Genomic DNA, 20251 nt, shown 5'->3' on the forward strand with positions numbered 1-20251 from the left:
GTTAAAGTTCATTTTTTAATCGTTTTTGTTCTAATGTTTCTGATAATCGTTTTTCTATTATAGGTTCAATCAATGTTTTTCTTTGATTGGTTTTTACAAAAGGATAAATTTCTAGTTCATTTTTCATATTATCATTAGGGTTAACATGTTTATTGGTGCCTAATAATATACTTTTACCTCTATCAAAAAGTTGTTGTTCTTTTGTTGCACTTTCTTTTATTTTTCTTTGGATAGTGCCTGCTTTTAATTGTTTTAAAAAACCACCGCTTTTCTCGATATCTTTAAATAATTCTAAGCCTTTTTCTGCTAATTGATTTGTTAACGATTCAATATAATAAGCACCATCGGTAGGGTTGTCAATTTTATCAAAATAGCTTTCATGTTTTAAAACTAATAGTTGATTTCTGGCTATACGTTCTCCAAATTCATTGTTTTTATGAAAAAGGGAATCGTAAGGCGCATTATAAATAGTATTTGCACCACCTAAAATAGCACTCATACACTCTGTGGTAGTTCGTAACATATTAGTATTATAATCGTATAATGTTTTGTTACGTATAGAAGGTGTTGCTGTAATGTGGCAATTCGTGTTTATTTTATATTTTGAAGCCAACGTTTTCCAGAGTAATCGAAGCGCTCGTAGTTTTGCAATTTCGAAAAAGTAGTTTGAGCCAACAGTTATGTTGAAATTGATGTTAATAGATTCTTTTTCTTCACTAGTAAGCGTAGTGTCTAAGTGGTTTAAATATTCGTTTGCATGGGCTAATGCATATCCTAATTGTTGTACTATAGTTGCTCCCGCATTTTGATATAACGATGCATTAATACTTAAAGATTTTGTTTGTTTTACAATAGCATCAAATTGAGAGAAGTCATCCTTAAGATTGTTGAACCAGTTTCCTGTTTTTACAAGATTTCCAATAATATCTGTATGATAATAGATTTTTGCTTTCGCGGAAATAGTAGAAATAATCTTGATAAAATTGATAGATAAAAATTGTAATTCAAAATGAATTGAAGTCGTATTTAAATCGATGTTTTTTAATAAAATTTCAATTGAAACCGTTTCAGAAGGAATAATAAATTTGATACTATCGGCACCTCTTTTAATAGCACTAATGGCTTTTAAATTTGATTTCTCAACATTAGCGACAAAAATAGATTGACAAATCTTCCATTCCGTTGTTTTAGTGTTTGATGTGGTTAAGCCTTCATGCAAATCATCGGCATTGTAAAATGGTTTAACCGAAATATCTTCAGAAGTCTTCCAAATAAGGGTACTGTTATAATCAGCTCCTTTTAAATCAAACTGAATTTTTTGTTTCCATTGCTTTGATGAAACCGAATCAAATTCATTAAATAACCGTTTAGTCATTTTGTTTTACTTTTAAACTGTCTTCGTATTCAATTATAAAAATTTCTTCATTGTCGCGTTTCATATAATATTCTTCACGAGCAAATTTTTCTAAGCCTTTTTCTGTACTTAATTTTTTTATGCCTTTTTTGTCCTTCTCTATTTCTCTGTCGTAATATTTTTTTTCAGCTTCAAGGTCATTAATATCATTATTCAATTCGTTGTGAATGAACCATGAATTGGTGTCAAAAAAAATCATCCAAACAGCAAAAATTGCTAGAATTAAAACGTACCAGTTTTTAAATGGTTTTAAATATTTATTTTGATTGAATTTTGCCACTTAGAGTTTTTCGTTTATTATGGTGCGAACAATATCTATCGCAACCGTGTTGTGTTTGTTGTTTGGTATAATAATATCTGCATACTCTTTCATAGGTTCAATAAACTGATCGTGCATTGGTTTTAATGTAGTTTGGTATCTTGTTAAAACTTCATCAATATCTCTACCACGTTCTGTTATATCTCGTTTTAGCCTTCTGATTAAACGCTCGTCAGTATCAGCATGTACAAATATTTTAATATCAAAAAGGTCTCGTAATTCTGGATTGGTTAAAATTAAGATGCCTTCAACAATCATTACCTTTCTGGGGTGCGTTAAAACAGTATCACCTGTTCTGTTATGTTTAACGAACGAATAAACAGGTTGGTGTATAACTTCGTTATTTTTTAATGCTTTTAAATGATTTGTTAACAGATCAAAATCTATAGACCTAGGATGATCAAAATTTATTTTAACCCGTTCCTCATAGGATAAATGCGTGGTGTCTTTATAATAAGAATCCTGAGAAATAATACCTAATTCACCTTCAGGAAGTTCATTTAGTATTTTGTTTACAACCGTAGTTTTTCCGCAGCCAGTACCACCTGCAATTCCTATAATTAACATGTTTGTTATTTAATTAGCTTTTTACAAAGTTAGTTAAATGTATAGTTTTATAAAGGTAATCGCTTTTATTTTTTAATTTTAGAAACTTCTTCTTCAGTAACTAATTTTTCGTTTTTATTTCCCCAACTGTTATAAATATAATTCATAACATCTGCAACTTCATCGTCACTTAAGCCTAAAGCTGTCATAGTATTATTGTATGTTTCGTTATTAACTGTTATCTTGCCATTTAACCCAAATTTAATTGCCTTAATACTGGCTTCCCTATTTTTTAATAAGTAGTCTGACTTTGCAAGTGGTGGATAAATCTTTCTAACTCCTGTTCCATTTGGTAAATGACACGAGATACAAAAATCGGTATATATTTCGCTACCTCTATCTATGCTTGCTTTTAAATCATTACTTTGAGAGTTACATGAAAATGAAACTGCTACAATTAAACTTAAAAATAATATTTTCATGTGTTTTATTTATTTGGGATGATTTTAATAATTCCTTTTCCTTCAACAGCTACATAAATATAACCATCAGGACCTTGGCGTACATTTCTAACGCGCCCCATGTTGTTTAATAGTTTTTCGCGTTTTATAACTTTATTGTTTTTAAGTACTAAGCGTTCTAAATATGAAAATTTTAAAGAACCAACTAATACGCTTCCTTTCCATTCGGGATATATGTTAGATGTAATAAATGCCATTCCACTTGGGGCTATAGATGGTACCCAATAAAAAAGCGGTTGTTCCATGCCTTCTTTTTCTGTAATATCTGTAAAAGGTGTTCCGCTATAATTGATACCATAAGAAATAACAGGCCACCCAAAGTTTTTGCCTTTTTCTATAATATTTATTTCATCACCACCTCTTGGTCCATGTTCATTAACCCAAATGGCTCCTGTTAATGGATTTTTTGCCATGCCTTGTGGGTTTCTATGTCCGTAACTAAAAATAGCTGTTTTGGCATTAGGCGTATTAATAAAAGGATTGTCTTCAGGAATACTTCCATCATCATTAAGCCTGTAAGTTTTACCACAATCTCGTGTTATATTTTGCGGGTTTACATCGCGTTGTCCGCGATCACCAATTGAAAAATATAAGTAACCCTCATTATCAAACTCAATTCGAGACCCAAAATGTTGCCCTTTTTTTGAGTTAGGTTCAGCCTTATAAAGTAATTCTTTATTAACTAAAGTATTATTTTTTAGTTTAGCGCGCATAATAGAAGTATTGCCACCATCGCCTACTCCTTCAGATGAAGAAAATGATAAATAAATCCAACCAGTATTTTCGTAATCGGGATGTAATTCTATATCCATTAACCCTCCTTGCCCACGCACATAAACTTCTGGAGTACTTTTTATATTTGTTATATTACCATTTTTAAAGTGTATAATTTCTCCTGTTTTTTCGGTAATTAGCATACTGCCATCAGGTAAAAACACCATGCCCCACGGAATGTTTAAATCTGGTACAATAAGTTCTGTTGTGTAATTTACATTTTTTTGGTCTTCTGCTTTTATTTCAGAATCTATTTGTTGTGCACATGCTGAAAAAGAGATAAGTGTTGCTATAATTAGAAAATAAATCTGTTTCTTCATGATTTTTTGATTTAAAGTTACATTAAAAAATATAATTTAGATTTAGACCTGTATAATAATTAATTGGGTTTCCGGGGTAGTAGTAACGTGGTGCGTTACCGCCAAATCCGGATGCATTTATTAATATTTGAGATGCAAAGGTTTCATTAAAGATATTGTTTATACCAATATATAGATTGAATTTTAGCTTTTTGTTAAGACTTTTTTTGAAGCCAAATTTGAGGTTTGTTAAGTTGTAACTGTTCGAATATAAGCTATTAGAGTCTGTTATTGGCATGCTTCCAACATGTTGAAAATTAATATTTCCGTATAACCCAAAAGCTGTTTCAACATCTATGCCAGCATTAAAAATTTCAGAAGGTACACCTGTTAAATCATTTCCTGAAAAATTATTTTCATCATCAATAAATTCTTTAAAGGTAAAGTTGTTAAATGTAAAATTTGAAAAACTACTAATTGATAAGCTTTCATTTTGCAACCAATTATAGTTTAAAGACATTTCTAAACCATCATGTTGCGTTTTCCCTGCGTTAATACCAATATATTCATCTTCTCCTGTACGTCTAGAAACCAGTAGATTTTTTATATCTAAGCGATACAGAGCAAGGTTGAATTGTAGTTTTTTATTAAGAGCAGAACCACGTGTGCCTATTTCAAAATTCCAGCCAGTTTCAGGTTTCAAATTTGTATTTATTTGTCCATCCGGTAATAAGGTTTCTGAAAGTGTAATAGGAGAGAAGCCGTGACTTATATTTGAAAAAGCACTAAAATTCTTTGAAATTAAATGAGAAATACCAAGTTTTGGAGATAAGATGTTTTTGAATTTATAGCTACCTGACTGATCTATATTAGTTTCTGAAACTGTAAATCTATCCTCTAAATTATAAGATGTTTCATTTAAGTTCAAACCTATAGAAAGTGTTGTTTTTTCTGAAAACTCATAATTAGTTTCAAAAAAAACATTGAAATAGTCTCTTTTTTCTTTAAAATTCGATAATTCTAAACCTTCAACACTTCCTGTTCCAGAAGGAAAATCTTTATATAGGTTTTCAAAAGTTTTGTATTTGTAAATGTCTTTAAAAAGTTCGCCACCAAAAGTATACTCAAGTTTTTTATTGAAAAGGTTTATTTGCCCTAAAAGCCTTGTGCGGATGCCAATTCCAAAAGTGTTTTCTTTTAAAATATTAAAAGGTCTCGGTTCGTAAGCATTTCTAAAAGATGAGAATATACTTGTAATTTGCTTTGTTTTATTAGTGTATTTATGTTTCCATGATAAGCCAAAAACCCCTCTTTTAGAATCTTCAAAACCTTGTGATTGTTTCCATGTAAAGGCGGCAGATTTTGGACTTTCTAAATATGTTGATTCATTTATAGAACTTGGAATGAAAGCTTTTAAATCAACATAACTAGCTAATAACGAAATCTCATCTTTTTTTGTTAAAAAGTGATTGGAACTAAGGGTGAATGTTTGTCTATTGTATTCATTATTTTCTCGATATCCATCACTATGTGTATTGCTGTAAATAACACTGTAACTATTTTTGGTTGTGCCATGATTTAAATTAATAATTCCTTTTTTTAGTCCAAAAGAACCTATTATAAAATCATTATTGATACTCGATGTATTTAAATAAGCATTTTTTGGAGTTATATTAATGGTTCCGCCTAAACCTGCTCCATATTCACTAGAGGTTGCACCTTTAATAATTTCGAAACGAGAAATAGACGCTAATTCAAAATCTTCAATATTAGTTTCTCCACTACCATTAGTTAACGGAATATCTTTAAAATAGGCTCTAATTTTTGCTGTGCCAAATAAATTTCTCGATCCAATGCCTCTAATTGTAATTCGATTAGTGTTAAGAGCACCACTTTGCATAAAAACTCCTGGTGTTCTATTTAAAACAGAGGTGAAGTTTATATTATTTGAACGCTCAATATCTTTTAATGAAATGATACTAATTGATTTTGTTGATTTTTTTAGTTTTTTAGGAATATGATTCGCATTAATAATGATTTCATTTAATTCAGAGCGATTGATGCTTAATGGAATAATATAGTACTGGTCGTTTTTTAATTCTACAACTTTTTCATTATAGCCTTCTTTTCTAATAATGTATTTTCCTGATTTAGATATTTCTGGGTAATTGGTTGATTTTGAAATTATAGAATCGTTTGTTTTAATGTTAATTATTTTAACATTATATAAATTCTCGTTACTTTCATTATCAATTATTTTAATTTGTCCATGGCCAAATAAGGCTATGCAAATACTAATGATAGATAATATTTTTTTTTTGTTTAAATACATAGGAAATACTATTTTTTAATAGATTGCTAAATTATAGATTTTAAATAGTTATTTAGTTTTATTTTTTGTTGGATATTTTTTTAAAAAGAATTTGTAGAGTGAATAAAATAAGTATATTTGCATCCTGTTAAAAGATAACTATTCGGGGTGTAGCGTAGCCCGGTTATCGCGCCGCGTTTGGGACGCGGAGGTCGCAGGTTCGAATCCTGCCACCCCGACTTAATAAAAAGAAAAAGCCTTACTAATTTTAGTAAGGCTTTTTCTTTTTATATTTATTTATAATTTATTCTTCGTTAGAAGGTTTTCCTATAGTTGCAAGGATTCCTCCGTCTACGTATACTACGTGTCCGTTTACAAAATCACTAGCTTTAGAACTTAAAAATATAGCAGCGCCTTGTAAATCTTCAGGATCTCCCCAACGTGCAGCAGGTGTTCTATTAATAATAAAATCATTAAAAGGATGTCCATCTAATCTAATAGGAGCTGTTTGCGTTGTAGCAAAATAACCAGGTCCTATTCCGTTTGTTTGGATATTAAATCTAGCCCATTCTGTAGCCATACTTCTTGTTAGCATTTTAAGACCTCCTTTAGCAGCTGCGTAAGCACTAACAGAAGTTCTTCCTAATTCACTCATCATTGAACAGATGTTGATGATTTTTCCGCCACCTCTTTCAATCATTCCTTTCGCTACTTGTTTAGATACTATAAATGGACCTACAAGATCTACTTTAAGAACTAATTCAAAATCTGTTACTTCCATATCAACAATTGGAGTTCTTTTAATAATTCCTGCATTATTTACAAGTATATCAATTGGACCAACTTCTGCTTCAATTTTAGCTACAGCTGCAATAACAGCTTTCTCATCAGTAACATCAAAAACATAGCCGTGAGCATTAAGACCACAAGCTCTATATTCCTTAACAGCTTCAGTTAATTTATCTTCAGAATTATTATTTACAACTATTGTAGCTCCTGCATTTCCAAGACCTTTTGCCATAGCCATTCCTAAACCGTGTACAGCTCCTGTAATTAAGGCAACTTTTCCTGTAAGGTCAAATAAGTTTATAGACATAATTTTATTTTTTATTTTAATTCGTTTATTTTACAATGATCCATATCTCCGTAGTCTAAGTTTTCACCAGCCATTCCCCAGATAAAAGTATAATTACTTGTGCCAGAACCTGAATGAATAGACCATGCAGGAGAAATTACTGCCTGATTATTTTGCATCCAAATATGTCTAGTTTCTTGAGGTTGTCCCATAAAATGACAAACAGCTTGGTCTTCAGGAACATCAAAATAGAAATATACTTCCATCCTTCTGTCGTGAACATGTGCTGGCATAGTATTCCAAACACTTCCAGATTTAAGCTCAGTCATTCCCATTTGTAATTGACAAACGCTAACAACACTATTTACTATGTATTTTCTTAATGTTCTAGCATTTGCTGTATCAGGTGCACCTAATTCAACAACTTCAACATCATTAATACCAATTTTTTTATTTGGATATGCTTTGTGAGCAGGTGTTGAGTTTAAATAAAATAAGGCAGGATTACTTGAAGATTTACTAGAAAAAGTAATGTCTTTGTTTCCTTGTCCAACGTATAAAGCTTCTCTATTATCTAATTCATATTCTGTTCCATCCACAATTACGGTTCCAGAACCTCCAATATTAATAATACCTAATTCTCTTCTTTCAAGAAAATACTCTGCCTTTAAAGGGTCTATTGCTTCAAGCTTTAAATCGCCTTTAACAGGAACAGCACTACCAGAAATAAACCTGTCATAGTGAGAATATACTAGGTTTAATGCATCAGGTTCCATTAAGTTATCAATTAAGAATTCGTTTCTTAATCTTTCTGTATCGTATGATTTAACATCTTGTGGAGATGCAGCATACCTAACTTCGTAATTGCTTTTCATTATCTTAGTTTTATTAATTTTATTTGTAAGTTTTTTATTTTTTCAAAAAATATTGATGGAGATTTTACAAATGTATTAAAATTAATTTATATCCAATCGATTGGATTTAAATTAATACTTATATTTGTTATCAACATTAATATTAATTAATTAAAATAAGTGATTAATAAAATCAATAAACCTACTATTCATGATATAGCTAGGGCATTAAAAATTGATAGTTCAACTGTTTCAAGGGCATTAAATAATAGCCCAAGAGTTAAGGAAGATACAAAAGCAATGATTTTGGCTAAAGCCGAAGAATTGGGTTATCAGCGTAATTTACTCGCTTCAAATCTACGTAAAAATGTTACTCATACATTAGGTGTTGTTGTTCCTAGAATATCTCGACACTTTTTTTCTTCAGCAATTCAAGGTATTGAAGAAACGGCATATCAGGCAGGTTTTAATGTTATTATTTGTCAATCTTTAGATCAATTAGAAAGAGAAAAGAAAATTGTAGACGGCTTGGTTTCTAATAGGGTAGATGGGTTGCTTATTTCGGTTTCTATGGAAACTATTGATTATAAACATTTAGAAGTTCTAAAAAAGAGTGGTGTTCCGCTTGTGTTTTTTGACAGGCATTGCCATATACCAGGTTATAGTTGTGTAATTATTGATGATTTTAAAGGAGGTTTTGATGCTACTGAACATTTAATTCTTGAAGGGTGTAAAAATATTGTTCACTTTTCCGGACCATTAGAGGTTGAGATTTATAAAAAACGTTTTGAAGGCTATGAAGCTGCTTTAGCAAAATACAATATTCCATTTAAAAGTGAGTATATATTAAGTTCTAGACTTATGGAAAAAGACGGGTACGAATGTATAGAAAAACTTTTAGAAAGAGGTTTGAAAATCGATGGTATATTTTCATCTAATGATTTAGCAGCTATAGGTGCTATGAAATATTTAAAGGAACATGGAATTAAAACTCCAGAAGATGTCGCTATTGTTGGATTTAGTAACGAACCTGTTTCTAGAGTTATAGAGCCATCAATAACAACAATAGATCAATCTGGGTTTAAAATAGGGAAATTAGCAACAGATTTATTACTAGAGCATATTGTTAATAAAAGCATTCCTAAAAAAGGTCAGACCATTATTTTAGAATCAAAATTAATAGAGCGAGATTCTTCAAAAAGAAAATAATTTTATTTTTAAAATGGTTTCTGCATAAATAGATTTTCCTATATTATTAAATTCAATTTGACTAAATGTATTCTAATTAAAGTGTTTTTTAAAAGTAAAATTCTTTTTAGCTTTTATATACGACTATTCATAGGTTTTTAACCTTAATATAAACTTCTGTTAAAATACCGTCTTTAAAAGTGTAATTCTCAACACTAAACCAATCTAGACAATTCATTGTTCTTAATCTACTCTACATTATTTTAGTTTCAGTAAATATTTTTATTAGTTTAAGTGAGTTGTAGGGTTTGGTGGTCTCTATAGAGCTATCTCCCTTATAGTTTTAATAGCTAGTTAACTTCCTACTTTTAATGGAAGTGCTTTAATATAAATATCATTAGAGTTTTTTTAGATTAGTTTTGTTTGTATTTTTATTACAAGAAAATAATAGTGAGATGCAAATAATAATCAAACATGTTTTCATGGTATTAATTTTAAATAGTTAGTTGTGTATTATTACTATTTACCAAAAAATGTCCATCTGTTTTTATTTAATAAGAAGTAATTATATATAAATAAAAACTGTTGATAACTTATACGTAAGGTTTTAATCAAAAATTCTACTTTTGTTTTATAAAACTTAATAGTAATTATGTCTGATACAATAGAAAAAGTAAAATGTTTAATAATAGGTTCTGGTCCTGCTGGTTATACAGCTGCAATATATGCTGCTAGGGCTAATATGAGCCCAGTACTATATCAAGGAACGCAACCTGGAGGACAATTAACTACAACTAACGAAGTAGAGAATTTTCCAGGATATCCAGAAGGAATAACAGGTCCAGAAATGATGATGCAATTACAAGCACAAGCCCAACGATTTGATGCTGATATTCGTGATGGTTGGATTACAAAAGTAGATTTTTCTGGAGATATACATAAAGTATGGGTTAACGATATTAAAGAGATTCATTGTGATACTGTAATTATATCAACTGGAGCTTCTGCTAAATATTTAGGATTAGATTCTGAACAAAAATATTTAAAACTTGGAGGTGGTGTTTCTGCATGTGCTGTTTGTGATGGATTCTTTTATAGAAACCAAGAAGTAGTTATTGTAGGTGCAGGAGATTCGGCTTGTGAAGAAGCTCATTATTTATCTAAACTTTGTAAAAAAGTAACAATGCTTGTTAGAAGAGATGAATTTAGAGCTTCTAAAATTATGGCGAATAGAGTAAAAAATACGGAGAATATAGAGATTTTATTTAATACTGAAACGGATGAAGTATTAGGTGATGGTCAAGTGGTAACAGGAGTGCGTGTTTTTAATAACAAAACAAACGAAAAAACAGAAATTCCAGTAACTGGTTTCTTTGTAGCTATTGGTCATAAACCCAACACAGATATATTTAAGGATTTTTTAGAATTAGACGAAACAGGATATATAATTAATGTTGCAGGATCATCTAAGACAAATATTGAAGGTGTTTTTGTGTCTGGTGATGCAGCCGATCATGTCTATAGACAAGCCGTAACTGCAGCTGGAACTGGTTGTATGGCAGCGTTAGATGCTGAGCGCTATTTAGCGTCTAAAGATGCTTCTTTTGAGGTGTCTACCTCAAATTACAATTAGAATAAAACTTTATAAAAAAGCCGAAGCTAATTTTTAGCTTCGGCTTTTTTATGATATTAATATAATTCGGGATGTGGCGCAGTACGGTTAGCGTACACGGCTTGGGGCCGTGTGGTCGCAGGTTCAAATCCTGTCATCCCGACTAAATAATAAAGTTTTAAAGCAAAAGAGTTATATTTTTTTAAGTTAAGAATTTTATGAGCATATTAATTTTTAATCTAATTACTGGAACCTTTGCTAAAAAAACATTTCCGTATCTTTGTCATTCACCAAAGTTTTATTTCAATTTGTAACATCTCTCTATGGTCAATATGGACAATGAAATAATTCAAGGTCTAAAAAAAGATGATAAAAGAGCACTAACAAAGCTTTACGATATTTATTGGAAGCCACTTTTCATATCGTCTTACAATTTGCTTAAAGATAAAGAAGTTTGCGAAGAAATTATTCAAGATGTTTTTATAGACATTTGGAATAAACGTTCACAACTTCAAATAAAAGTAACATTACAAAGTTATTTATATGCTTGTGTGCGTTATAAAGTATTTTCCGAATTTAGAAAAAACAAAATTATACGCGTAGAATTATTAGAAGATTTAGATAAGCGCTTTCAATATGCTACACCCGAAACACAAATTATGCATAAAGAATTAAAAGCATATATAAAAATTGTTGTTGATGGTTTACCTGAAAAATGTCAGCAGGTTTATAAATTAAGTAGAAACGAAAATTTAACTCATAAAGAAATTGCAGCTCAACTAAATATTTCTACAAAAACTGTTGAAAGCCATATTACGAATGCGCTTAGAATATTAAGAGTTTCTTTAGGGCATGCTTTAAGTTTTTTATTATAATAGCTTCTTTAAAACAAAGTAAAATACTCTTTCATTTTGTTGAATTGTCTTAGTTATGTGCGATTTGTTGCAAATCGTTTAAACAATTCGTGGTTTATGTTGAATAATTATTTGATTAAATAAAAAAAATATGAATTTTTTTTAGGGGATGTCTTCTTTAAATGATACTATATTAATGTAACTAAACTGTTAATATAGTGTAAATGAATACTAATCACATTAATAATCAGGATTTCAAAGCTTTAATTGAAAAATATCTCGATGGTAAAATTACACTTGAAGAAGTGAAAAAATTGGTCAATTACTATGAAAGCTTTCAAATAAATAACGAATGGGTTGAAGCATTAGGGCCAGAGAACACCATTAAAAATAAGATGTTAATTAATATTCTTGAAGCTATTCAGGAAGATAATGTTGCTCCTCCAAGAAAAGTAATTCCACTTTATAAAAAGCCGTTTTTTAGATATGCTGTTGCAGCTTGTTTTGTTCTTTTAATAGCGCTTCCTTTTGTTTTTCAAAAAGAAAAAGTTGAAGTTGTTAATACGGTTTCACCAGGAACTGAAAAAGCAATTTTAGTCTTAGCCAATGGAAAGCAAGTAGAATTGGATAACCATCAAAATGAAACTATTACAGAGGAAGGTGACTTAAGCATAACAAATGCTAATAATACACTGGTTTATTCTGCAGATTCAATTTCTGCTACACAAGCATTTGTTTATAATACTTTAAAAATTCCAGTAGGCGGTATTTATAGTCTTGAACTTTCTGATGGAACGAAAGTGTGGTTAAACTCAAAATCATCTTTAAAATACCCAGTAAAATTCGGAAAACAAAACAGAGAAGTTCAATTAGAAGGTGAAGCTTATTTTGAAGTTGCAAAAAATGCATTAAAACCTTTTATCGTAAATACCAATTATGGAGATGTTACAGTTTTAGGGACTCATTTTAATATTAGTGCTTATAATGACGATCCGTATTTTACAACAACCTTACAAGAAGGTGCTGTAAAAGTTACCATGGCAGAACAATTTAGTAATAAAGCATCCTTTGTTTATTTAAATCCAGGAGAGCAAGCTGCATATAACGAAGCAAAATCAGGTGTTTTAGCTGTTAAAAATGTAGATGCTAAAATTTATAGTGCATGGAAAGGTGGCGAGTTTTATTTTGACAATGCATCATTAGAAAATATTTTACTACGTATGTCTCGGTGGTATAATTTTGAGGTTTCTTTTGCAAACGAAGCTTTAAAACAAAAACTTTTTAAAGGTGTTGTTTTAAAAAATAAGCCATTAGATTATTTATTAGATATTATAAGTCAAACAGCAAATATAAATTATGAAATCACCCTAAAGGGAGATGTTTATGAAGTAAAAATATATTAAAAAACAAACCGGAAAATGCGCCAACATTTCCCGGTATAATAGACGTTTAGTCGCAAACTAACAACAAATTTTAATTAACAATCTAAACACTCAAATGTATGAAAAAAAAATTATGCAGAATTCCCAATGAAAATCGAAATGATTATTGGGATAAAATTCTTGATCTCATGAGAAAATCTTTAATACTTTTTATAATTTTTATAAATGTTACGGCTTTTGCATTTTCGCAAAAAGTAACGTTAAGTGTTGAAAACAAATCAGTTTATGATGTTTTAAATACTTTAACAGAAAAAACTGGTGTTACATTTTTCTATAATTATGACACTTTTAATGTAAAAGAATTAGTTAATGTAAATGTAAAGGATACAGATTTATTAGAGGTTGTATCACAAATAATAGGTAGTAATTATCAGGCTAAGTTTACTGAGGATAATTTAATTATTATAGTGCCTAATACTCAAGCTAAAATTGCTAACCAACAAGAAATTGAAGTTTCAGGAATTGTAACAGATAAAAATGGTGTCCCAATGCCAAGTGTAACTGTTATAAACAAATCGAAAGATAAATGGGATGTTACAAAAAATGATGGTAGTTATAAAATAACAGTACAATCAGACGATACGCTTATTTTTTCTTTTTTAGGCTTTAAAGATGTTGAAGTACCTGTTAATAGTAGAAGCTATATAGCAGTAACCATGGAAGAAAGGTTAACAGAGCTTAATGAAGTTAATATAGTATCTTATTCAAATGGATATACAAAAATCCCAAAAGAACGTGCTACAGGATCTTTTGGATTTGTAACTGCTAAAGATTTAGAAAAAACACCAACAATAGATATTAACGAACGTTTGGAAGGTATTGCACCAGGTGTTAACGTTAATGTTAAAACGGGAGAAATAGAAATTCGAGGTACTAATAGTTTTTCTAAAACAGAACCTTTAATTGTTATTGATGGTTTTCCATTGCCTCAGGATGGTTTTGATTTAACAAAAAGATCTCAAGGTAAATCTATACTAAGTTATGTAAATTCTGATGACATAGAAAGTATTACAGTACTTAAAGATGCTGCAGCTGCAGCAATTTGGGGTTCAGGAGCGGCAAATGGAGTTATTGTAATAACAACGAAAACAGGAAGAAAATCTCAAGAACCAACGGTTAATTTTAGTTCTTCAACAACTATTGGAAGTAAAATTAGTTTAGATAATCTTCGTCAAATGTCAACAAGTGATTATGTCGATTTTGAAAAAGAAATGGTAAATGGTGGCTTCTTGGTTGATAATAGTTGGAATTGGCAAAATACAAACCCTTCAGAAGTACAAAATATTATGTTTAAAGCTCAACGTGGTGAAATAACCGAAGCTGAGCAAAATGCAATGTTAAACGAACTTTCAAATAGAAATAATCAAGACCAAATTAATAAGTATTTATTAGGTAATTCGGTTTCTCAACAATACGATTTTTCTATATCTGGTGGTAGCGATACGCATAACTATTATATTTCAACAGGATATAATAAAGATGATGCTGTTATGAAAAGTAATAATTCAAGTGCTTATTATGTTACTTTGAACAATACGGTGAAGCTTAATTCTATTTTATCTCTTGAAACAGGTATTAATTATGTGAAATCTGATTATATACAAAATAATACAGCAAATGATGCTTTATCAAATGCTACAAGTTCTCCTTATAATGCAAGTTCTGCTTTACATCCTTATGATATGATTGTAGATGCTAGCGGTAATGGCATTAATCATTATCTAAGGTTTACTCCAGAAGCGATACAACAGCAAGGGCTTGGAGTCGATAATGGGTATTTACCATGGACTTATAATTATTTAGACGAACTTAATATGTCTAATACCAAAACGAAAGGAGATAATATTCGTTTGAATGCAAAATTAACCGCAAAAGTAACAGATTGGTTAAATGTAGAAGCTTCAGGTATGTATACTTCAATTAAAAATAGCACAAATACATTAAATGAACTTGATAGTTATTATACAAGAAATTTACTTAATCAAGCTACTACTTACCAATTTGGTGAGCGTGTTTATGGTATTCCATTAGGAGCACATTATAGTACTAGTAATAGACAAACTACTAGTCAGAGTATGCGTTTGCAATTAAATATTAATAAGAGTTTTAATGATATTCATAATATTAGTTTTACTGCAGGTTCTGAAGTTAGAGAAGAGCGTGGAGAAGGTTCTTCACAAACACGTTACGGTTATGATACTAATACTAATACATCACAAGAAACAAATTCTCAATACCCTTCTATATTTGGTTGGGATGAGTATTTACCAAGTGTAGATCAGAATGTATTTAAAAGTAAAGATAGAGCTTTGTCTTATTATTCTTTAGGAAGTTATTCATATAAAAATAAATATACTGTTTCTGGTAGTATTCGTTTAGATGATTTTAATCTTTTAGGTGCAAAAACTAGAAAAGATAGAGCCATACCTTTTTGGTCTACTGGTGTAAGCTGGAATATTAGTGAAGAAAACTTTTTAAGAAATGCAGATTGGTTAAATACCTTAAGTTTAAAAGCTACTTATGGTAAAGGAGGTAGTGCTCCTTCAGGAGGAATTGGAAATAGTAATGCTATTATAAGTGTTGGAAATAATGATTGGAATACACAATTACCTATTACAGATATTTCATTACCTGAAAATTCTGAATTAAAATGGGAAATTACTAATACATGGAATTTTGGTTTAAACTTTGGTTTATTTAATAATAGATTATCAGGTAATTTAGATTTTTATTCTAAAAAATCTGAAGACATCCTAACTTATTTACCTCATAATTCTACATATGGTTGGTCTTATTTACAATATAATGCTGGAACATTAAAAGGAAAAGGAGTAGATCTTGGTTTAACAGGATTTATATTTAGAGGAGATTTTCAATGGAAAAGTACTTTTAACTTCTCATATAACACAAACGAAGTAACAGATTCTAGATTTGAACCAACAGCTGAGTATGAACTTATAGGTGGTCAAGGTTCTCCTATTACAGGTAAACCTCTTGGAAGTGTGTATGCTTATAAATGGGCTGGTTTAGATGCTACAGGACAATCTCAAATATTTGCTGAAAATGGTGATATTATTGATGCTTCTGTATGGAATGATCAAATTAATCTAGAAGATGTTGAGTATATGGGAGTAGCTCAAGCACCTTATTTCGGAGGCCTTTTTAATACGTTTTCATATAAAAACTTCAGTGTAGGAGTGCGTATGACCTATTATATGGGACATGTATTTAGAAATAGAGTGCTACAAAATTATCCTACATATGTTGGTGGACATTTTGGTAGTGTAAGTAATGATGCTATTGTTGCAAATAGATGGAAAACTCCTGGAGATGAGTTAACTACTAATGTGCCTGGTTTAGCTAATATTAGCTATAATAGTTTAAATAGATTTCAAAATGCCGACATCAATGTACTACCTGCCGATCATTTAAGGTTGCAACAAATTTCATTAGGGTATAATATGCCTAGTCAATGGTTAAAAAATACTTTCTTCAAGTCTATGAGTGTATCTTTTACTGCAAGAAACCTAGGTATTATATGGCGTAAGAACGATGAAGGTATAGATCCTCTGTACTTGTCAAATAATAATTATAGTACACTACCTCCTGAGAGAAATTACACGTTACAATTTAACTTAGGATTTTAAACAAGTATAATTAATTAAAATAAAAACAGATGAAAATAATAAAATATATAACTTTTTTTACTGGCATTTTATGTTGTTTAAATGCTTGTAGCGATTATGTAGAAATTGAACCCGTAGGTAATGACCGTGTGTTAAAATACACGTCAGATTATAGAGGGGTGGCTAATAATTATATGCCTACAGAAAATGTAGGAGGGATGTATCTTTTAGCTAATGATGATACTGAAATTACTGGAGATTTCCAATCTCAAATAGACGATATATGGACTAATAGTTATACATGGCAACCAGCTATTTATAATTCTGGCCAAGGCGATTCAGATTGGAATAGCTTGTATTTAACCGTTTACTATTCTAATGTCATTATAGATGGTGTTTTGGAAAGTGAAAACGGTAGCGAATCAGAAAAAGAAGAAATTATTGCTGAAGCTTATGTAAACAGAGCATATTCATATTTACAACTAGTTAATATTTATGCGCCACATTACGATGGAGCAAATACAGCTAATGAAAAAGCTGTGCCTTTATTATTAACTCCAGATTTATTTAGCAGTTTAGAAAGATCTACAGTAAATGAGGTTTATGAGCAAATTATTTCCGATTTAGAAAATGCATTAGCATATAACATTCAAAATTTACCAGAATTTAATGTATTGCCATCTAAAGCTGCTACTTATGCACTTTTGGCAAGAACATATTTATATATGGGTAATTACGAATTGGCTTTAGAACATGCAGAAAACGCATTGAATTTACAAAATGGACTTATCGATATCGCAGCTATTCGATATAACCCTTACGGTTACCCTGCGTTATTAGATAATCCAGAAATTATTTTCAGTAAAAAAATACAGTTTAGTTTTAAAGGAGCGTCACTTTCTCAAAGCTTGATAGATAGTTTTGATGCAGTAGATGCTAGATATGATGTGTATACAGCGCCAGGTTTCAATTTTTGGCCATCTTTTGAAGGTAGAGGTTTTGGTCTTGACAGTTATAGTTATACAAATGGTATTAATGTAGGGGTGTCTGTACCAGAGATGTATTTAATAGCAGCAGAAAGTCAAGTGCGATTAAACAACGTAGAACTTGGTTTAGAGCAATTAAATACCTTAAGAGCAAAGCGATTTGATGATGGTTCTGATTATGAAGCAACAGCAACAACTAAAGAAGATGCTCTTGATTTAGTTATAGCCGAAAGACAAAAAGAATTTATAGGAAGAGGTTTTAGATGGTTTGATCAAAAACGATTAAACTTAGAAGACCGTTATAAAGAAACTAAAACTCGAGAATTTTTAGGAGAAACATTTACCCTAGAACCAAATAGTGACGGTTATGTATTTCCAATATTTCAAAATTATATCGATTTAAACCCAGAATTAGATAATTAATAGCAACCTGTTTTTTTATGAAAAAAACACTAAACCACATCATCGTTATGATGATGTGGTTATTTGTTTGTCATGCACAAGCATCCGAAAATGAGTCAAGATTACAAGGCATTACACAACCTGTAATATCAGAAACAACTCTTCATTTTACATATAACCCAGTAGGAGGGCCGTTAGAGAAAACAGCTAACATACAAGGTGTTGTTTATACTTTTATAAATTACAAATGGCAAATAGCTGATGTAAAACTTACAAAAGGTAGCGGTATTTGGAATGGTGAATATACAATTCCTAAAGACTGTGCTTTTATAGCCTTTAAATTTTTAGCCAATACAGATCAAGGTGTTGTTACAGATACTAATAATGATATTGGTTTTATGTACACGCCTATTACAGAGGCGCAACAAAAAATCCCAGGAAGCTATTTGGCTTGGGGAACTTTTAGAAACTCAGATTTCAATCAGCAATTTGGAAATTATTTTAAAGAATTTTCGGTATCTCAAGAAGCAACAGAGCTTTGGATAAAAAAAGAAATTAAAGAAAACACAACTTTTTTTCCTCTTTTTATCAATAGCTATATTAAAATTGCAAAACTTAGAAAACCGGATGATTATAAGGCGTTTGGTAATAAAATGCTACATCGATTTTTAAATGATTTCCCCAAATTATACGAACCTGAATATCTAAAAATAAAGAATCTGTTTGCATATACGCTTGAAAATAAATCAGCAGCAGATAGCTTAGAAACTGTCATTTTACAAAAATTCCCAAGGGGAATTGAAATGCGTTTTTTAGAATTTCAAAAACTTAGAACGATTACAGATAGCTCGGATAAAATTCTAGCTTTAAATACATTTTTAACAACCTTTCCAGATGATGAAAATGTACCAGATGAGCAGCAGTATATTTATAATAAAGTTTACAGCGAGTTATTTAGATTGTATTTTTCAACAAAAGAATATAACAAAATAGAAGCTTTATTGCCTCAAATGAATTTTTTAAGTATTAATGATAGTTACCATCATAATATTTCAAAAGCACTTCATTTTAAAACAGTAGACACAAAAACACTCTTAAAGCTTTCAAAAATAATGATAGCAAATATGATGGATAAAAAAGAAGATCTATCTTATATGAATGGTTTATACTGGTCACCTAATCAAAGTACTGATAATGCAATACAGCAATTAGATGCAAAACTTAAAACACATATAAAATTACTTTTTGCTGAAAAAGAATATCAAGAAGCTTTAAGCTTTTTCGACAAACTATCTAAAGATACATTATATGAAAATTCAAATGTAAATGAATTGCATATGTCTATTTTAGAAGTACTTAAACGTCCAGTTTTACCATTATTAGAAAAAGCAGCAAGTTATAATGCGCTATCGCCTCTAATGATAGAAAGATTAAAGCAGGTATATTTAGAAGAAGGGCATGAAGAAAATAATTTTGATACATATCTAGAAAAACTAAAAACGAAAAATAAGGCTGTTAATATTGAAATTTTAAAGACCGAAATTTTAAAAACAGAAAGCCCTAAATTTAGTGTAGAAGATGCTCAAGGTAATCCTGTTACTATTTCAGAAAACAAGGATGACATTATTATCATAGATTTTTGGGCAACATGGTGTGGGCCTTGTAAAAAAGCATTTCCTGGTATGCAAATGGCAGTTGATAAATACAAAAATGATCCTAAAATTCGTTTTTATTTTATTTCTACTATGGAAACGAAAGAAGGTTATCAAGTACAAGCTGAAGCTTATATCAAGAAAAAAGGTTATAATTTCAATGTGTTATTTGATAAAAAACCAGCTGCCGATAAAACAAATAATGTTACTTTTTCAAAATTCGCAGCGTTTTTTAATTCAAGTGGTATTCCTAGAAAAGTTATTATTAAAAATGGAAAAATAAGATATTCATCAGAAGGTTCTGGAGTAAACCCTTTAGAGTTGGTTGATGAATTATCTGCCGTTATAGATATTTTAAAATCTGAAGACATCTAAT

Annotated in this window: 15 protein-coding genes and 2 tRNA genes; 9 read left to right on the plus strand and 8 right to left on the minus strand. The window is 30.2% G+C overall.

The features are described from left to right. Position 1: 1 nt before the first annotated feature. The 6 genes from ACH5TW_RS14140 to ACH5TW_RS14165 all read right to left on the minus strand — a co-directional run bounded on the left by ACH5TW_RS14140 (position 2) and on the right by ACH5TW_RS14165 (position 6205). The gene (locus tag ACH5TW_RS14140; protein ID WP_439337154.1) at positions 2-1375 is read right to left on the minus strand and encodes a methylmalonyl-CoA mutase subunit beta; all 1374 of its coding nucleotides are present in this window, start codon (positions 1373-1375) and stop codon (positions 2-4) included. Then, on the minus strand, positions 1368-1694 hold the full coding sequence (locus ACH5TW_RS14145; protein ID WP_439337155.1) for an FtsB family cell division protein: 327 nt from the start codon (positions 1692-1694) through the stop codon (positions 1368-1370). Before ACH5TW_RS14145 ends, ACH5TW_RS14140 begins: the two co-directional genes overlap by 8 nt. Beyond that, positions 1695-2300: a uridine kinase gene (gene udk / locus ACH5TW_RS14150; RefSeq protein WP_439337156.1), complete on the minus strand. Its 606-nt coding sequence runs from the start codon at positions 2298-2300 to the stop codon at positions 1695-1697. Between the two features lie 65 nt (positions 2301-2365). Next, positions 2366-2761, minus strand: coding sequence for a c-type cytochrome (locus tag ACH5TW_RS14155; protein ID WP_439337157.1), 396 nt, complete (start codon positions 2759-2761; stop codon positions 2366-2368). A 5-nt stretch (positions 2762-2766) separates the two neighbouring features. Further along, positions 2767-3894: a PQQ-dependent sugar dehydrogenase gene (locus tag ACH5TW_RS14160; protein ID WP_439337158.1), complete on the minus strand. Its 1128-nt coding sequence runs from the start codon at positions 3892-3894 to the stop codon at positions 2767-2769. A 22-nt stretch (positions 3895-3916) separates the two neighbouring features. Beyond that, positions 3917-6205 carry a TonB-dependent receptor family protein gene (locus ACH5TW_RS14165; protein WP_439337159.1) on the minus strand — a complete coding sequence of 763 codons (2289 nt, stop codon included), beginning with the start codon at positions 6203-6205 and terminating at the stop codon, positions 3917-3919. A gap of 143 nt (positions 6206-6348) precedes the next feature. Between ACH5TW_RS14165 and ACH5TW_RS14170 the strand changes: the two genes are divergently transcribed. Continuing rightward, positions 6349-6423: transfer RNA gene (locus tag ACH5TW_RS14170), tRNA-Pro, on the plus strand. 65 nt (positions 6424-6488) lie between these two features. On the opposite strand, the gene ACH5TW_RS14175 is transcribed toward ACH5TW_RS14170, so the two are convergent. Continuing rightward, a complete protein-coding gene (locus ACH5TW_RS14175; protein ID WP_439337160.1) occupies positions 6489-7280 on the minus strand; it encodes a gluconate 5-dehydrogenase in 792 nt (263 codons plus the stop codon). A gap of 11 nt (positions 7281-7291) precedes the next feature. Then, entirely contained in the window at positions 7292-8134 is an 843-nt protein-coding gene (gene kduI / locus ACH5TW_RS14180; protein ID WP_439337161.1) for a 5-dehydro-4-deoxy-D-glucuronate isomerase, read from the minus strand. 159 nt (positions 8135-8293) lie between these two features. On the opposite strand from kduI, the gene ACH5TW_RS14185 reads away from it, so the two are divergent. The 8 genes from ACH5TW_RS14185 (at position 8294) to ACH5TW_RS14220 (ending at position 20250) form a co-directional block, all read left to right on the plus strand. After that, positions 8294-9322, plus strand: a complete 1029-nt coding sequence (locus tag ACH5TW_RS14185) for a LacI family DNA-binding transcriptional regulator (RefSeq protein WP_439337162.1) — start codon at positions 8294-8296, stop codon at positions 9320-9322. A 631-nt stretch (positions 9323-9953) separates the two neighbouring features. Continuing rightward, complete coding sequence (trxB, locus tag ACH5TW_RS14190; protein WP_439337163.1) at positions 9954-10934, plus strand: thioredoxin-disulfide reductase; 981 nt, start codon at positions 9954-9956, stop codon at positions 10932-10934. A 67-nt stretch (positions 10935-11001) separates the two neighbouring features. Beyond that, positions 11002-11076: transfer RNA gene (locus ACH5TW_RS14195), tRNA-Pro, on the plus strand. A 169-nt stretch (positions 11077-11245) separates the two neighbouring features. Beyond that, entirely contained in the window at positions 11246-11788 is a 543-nt protein-coding gene (locus tag ACH5TW_RS14200; RefSeq protein ID WP_439337164.1) for an RNA polymerase sigma-70 factor, read from the plus strand. 203 nt (positions 11789-11991) lie between these two features. Continuing rightward, complete coding sequence (locus tag ACH5TW_RS14205; protein ID WP_439337165.1) at positions 11992-13170, plus strand: FecR family protein; 1179 nt, start codon at positions 11992-11994, stop codon at positions 13168-13170. Between the two features lie 98 nt (positions 13171-13268). Continuing rightward, positions 13269-16856: a SusC/RagA family TonB-linked outer membrane protein gene (locus ACH5TW_RS14210; protein WP_439337166.1), complete on the plus strand. Its 3588-nt coding sequence runs from the start codon at positions 13269-13271 to the stop codon at positions 16854-16856. 29 nt (positions 16857-16885) lie between these two features. Further along, the gene (locus ACH5TW_RS14215; RefSeq protein WP_439337167.1) at positions 16886-18244 is read left to right on the plus strand and encodes a RagB/SusD family nutrient uptake outer membrane protein; all 1359 of its coding nucleotides are present in this window, start codon (positions 16886-16888) and stop codon (positions 18242-18244) included. 17 nt (positions 18245-18261) lie between these two features. Continuing rightward, a complete protein-coding gene (locus tag ACH5TW_RS14220; RefSeq protein ID WP_439337168.1) occupies positions 18262-20250 on the plus strand; it encodes a TlpA family protein disulfide reductase in 1989 nt (662 codons plus the stop codon). Position 20251: the final 1 nt, after the last annotated feature.

This window comes from Thalassobellus sediminis (assembly GCF_044386045.1).
Lineage (GTDB): Bacteria > Bacteroidota > Bacteroidia > Flavobacteriales > Flavobacteriaceae > Thalassobellus > Thalassobellus sediminis.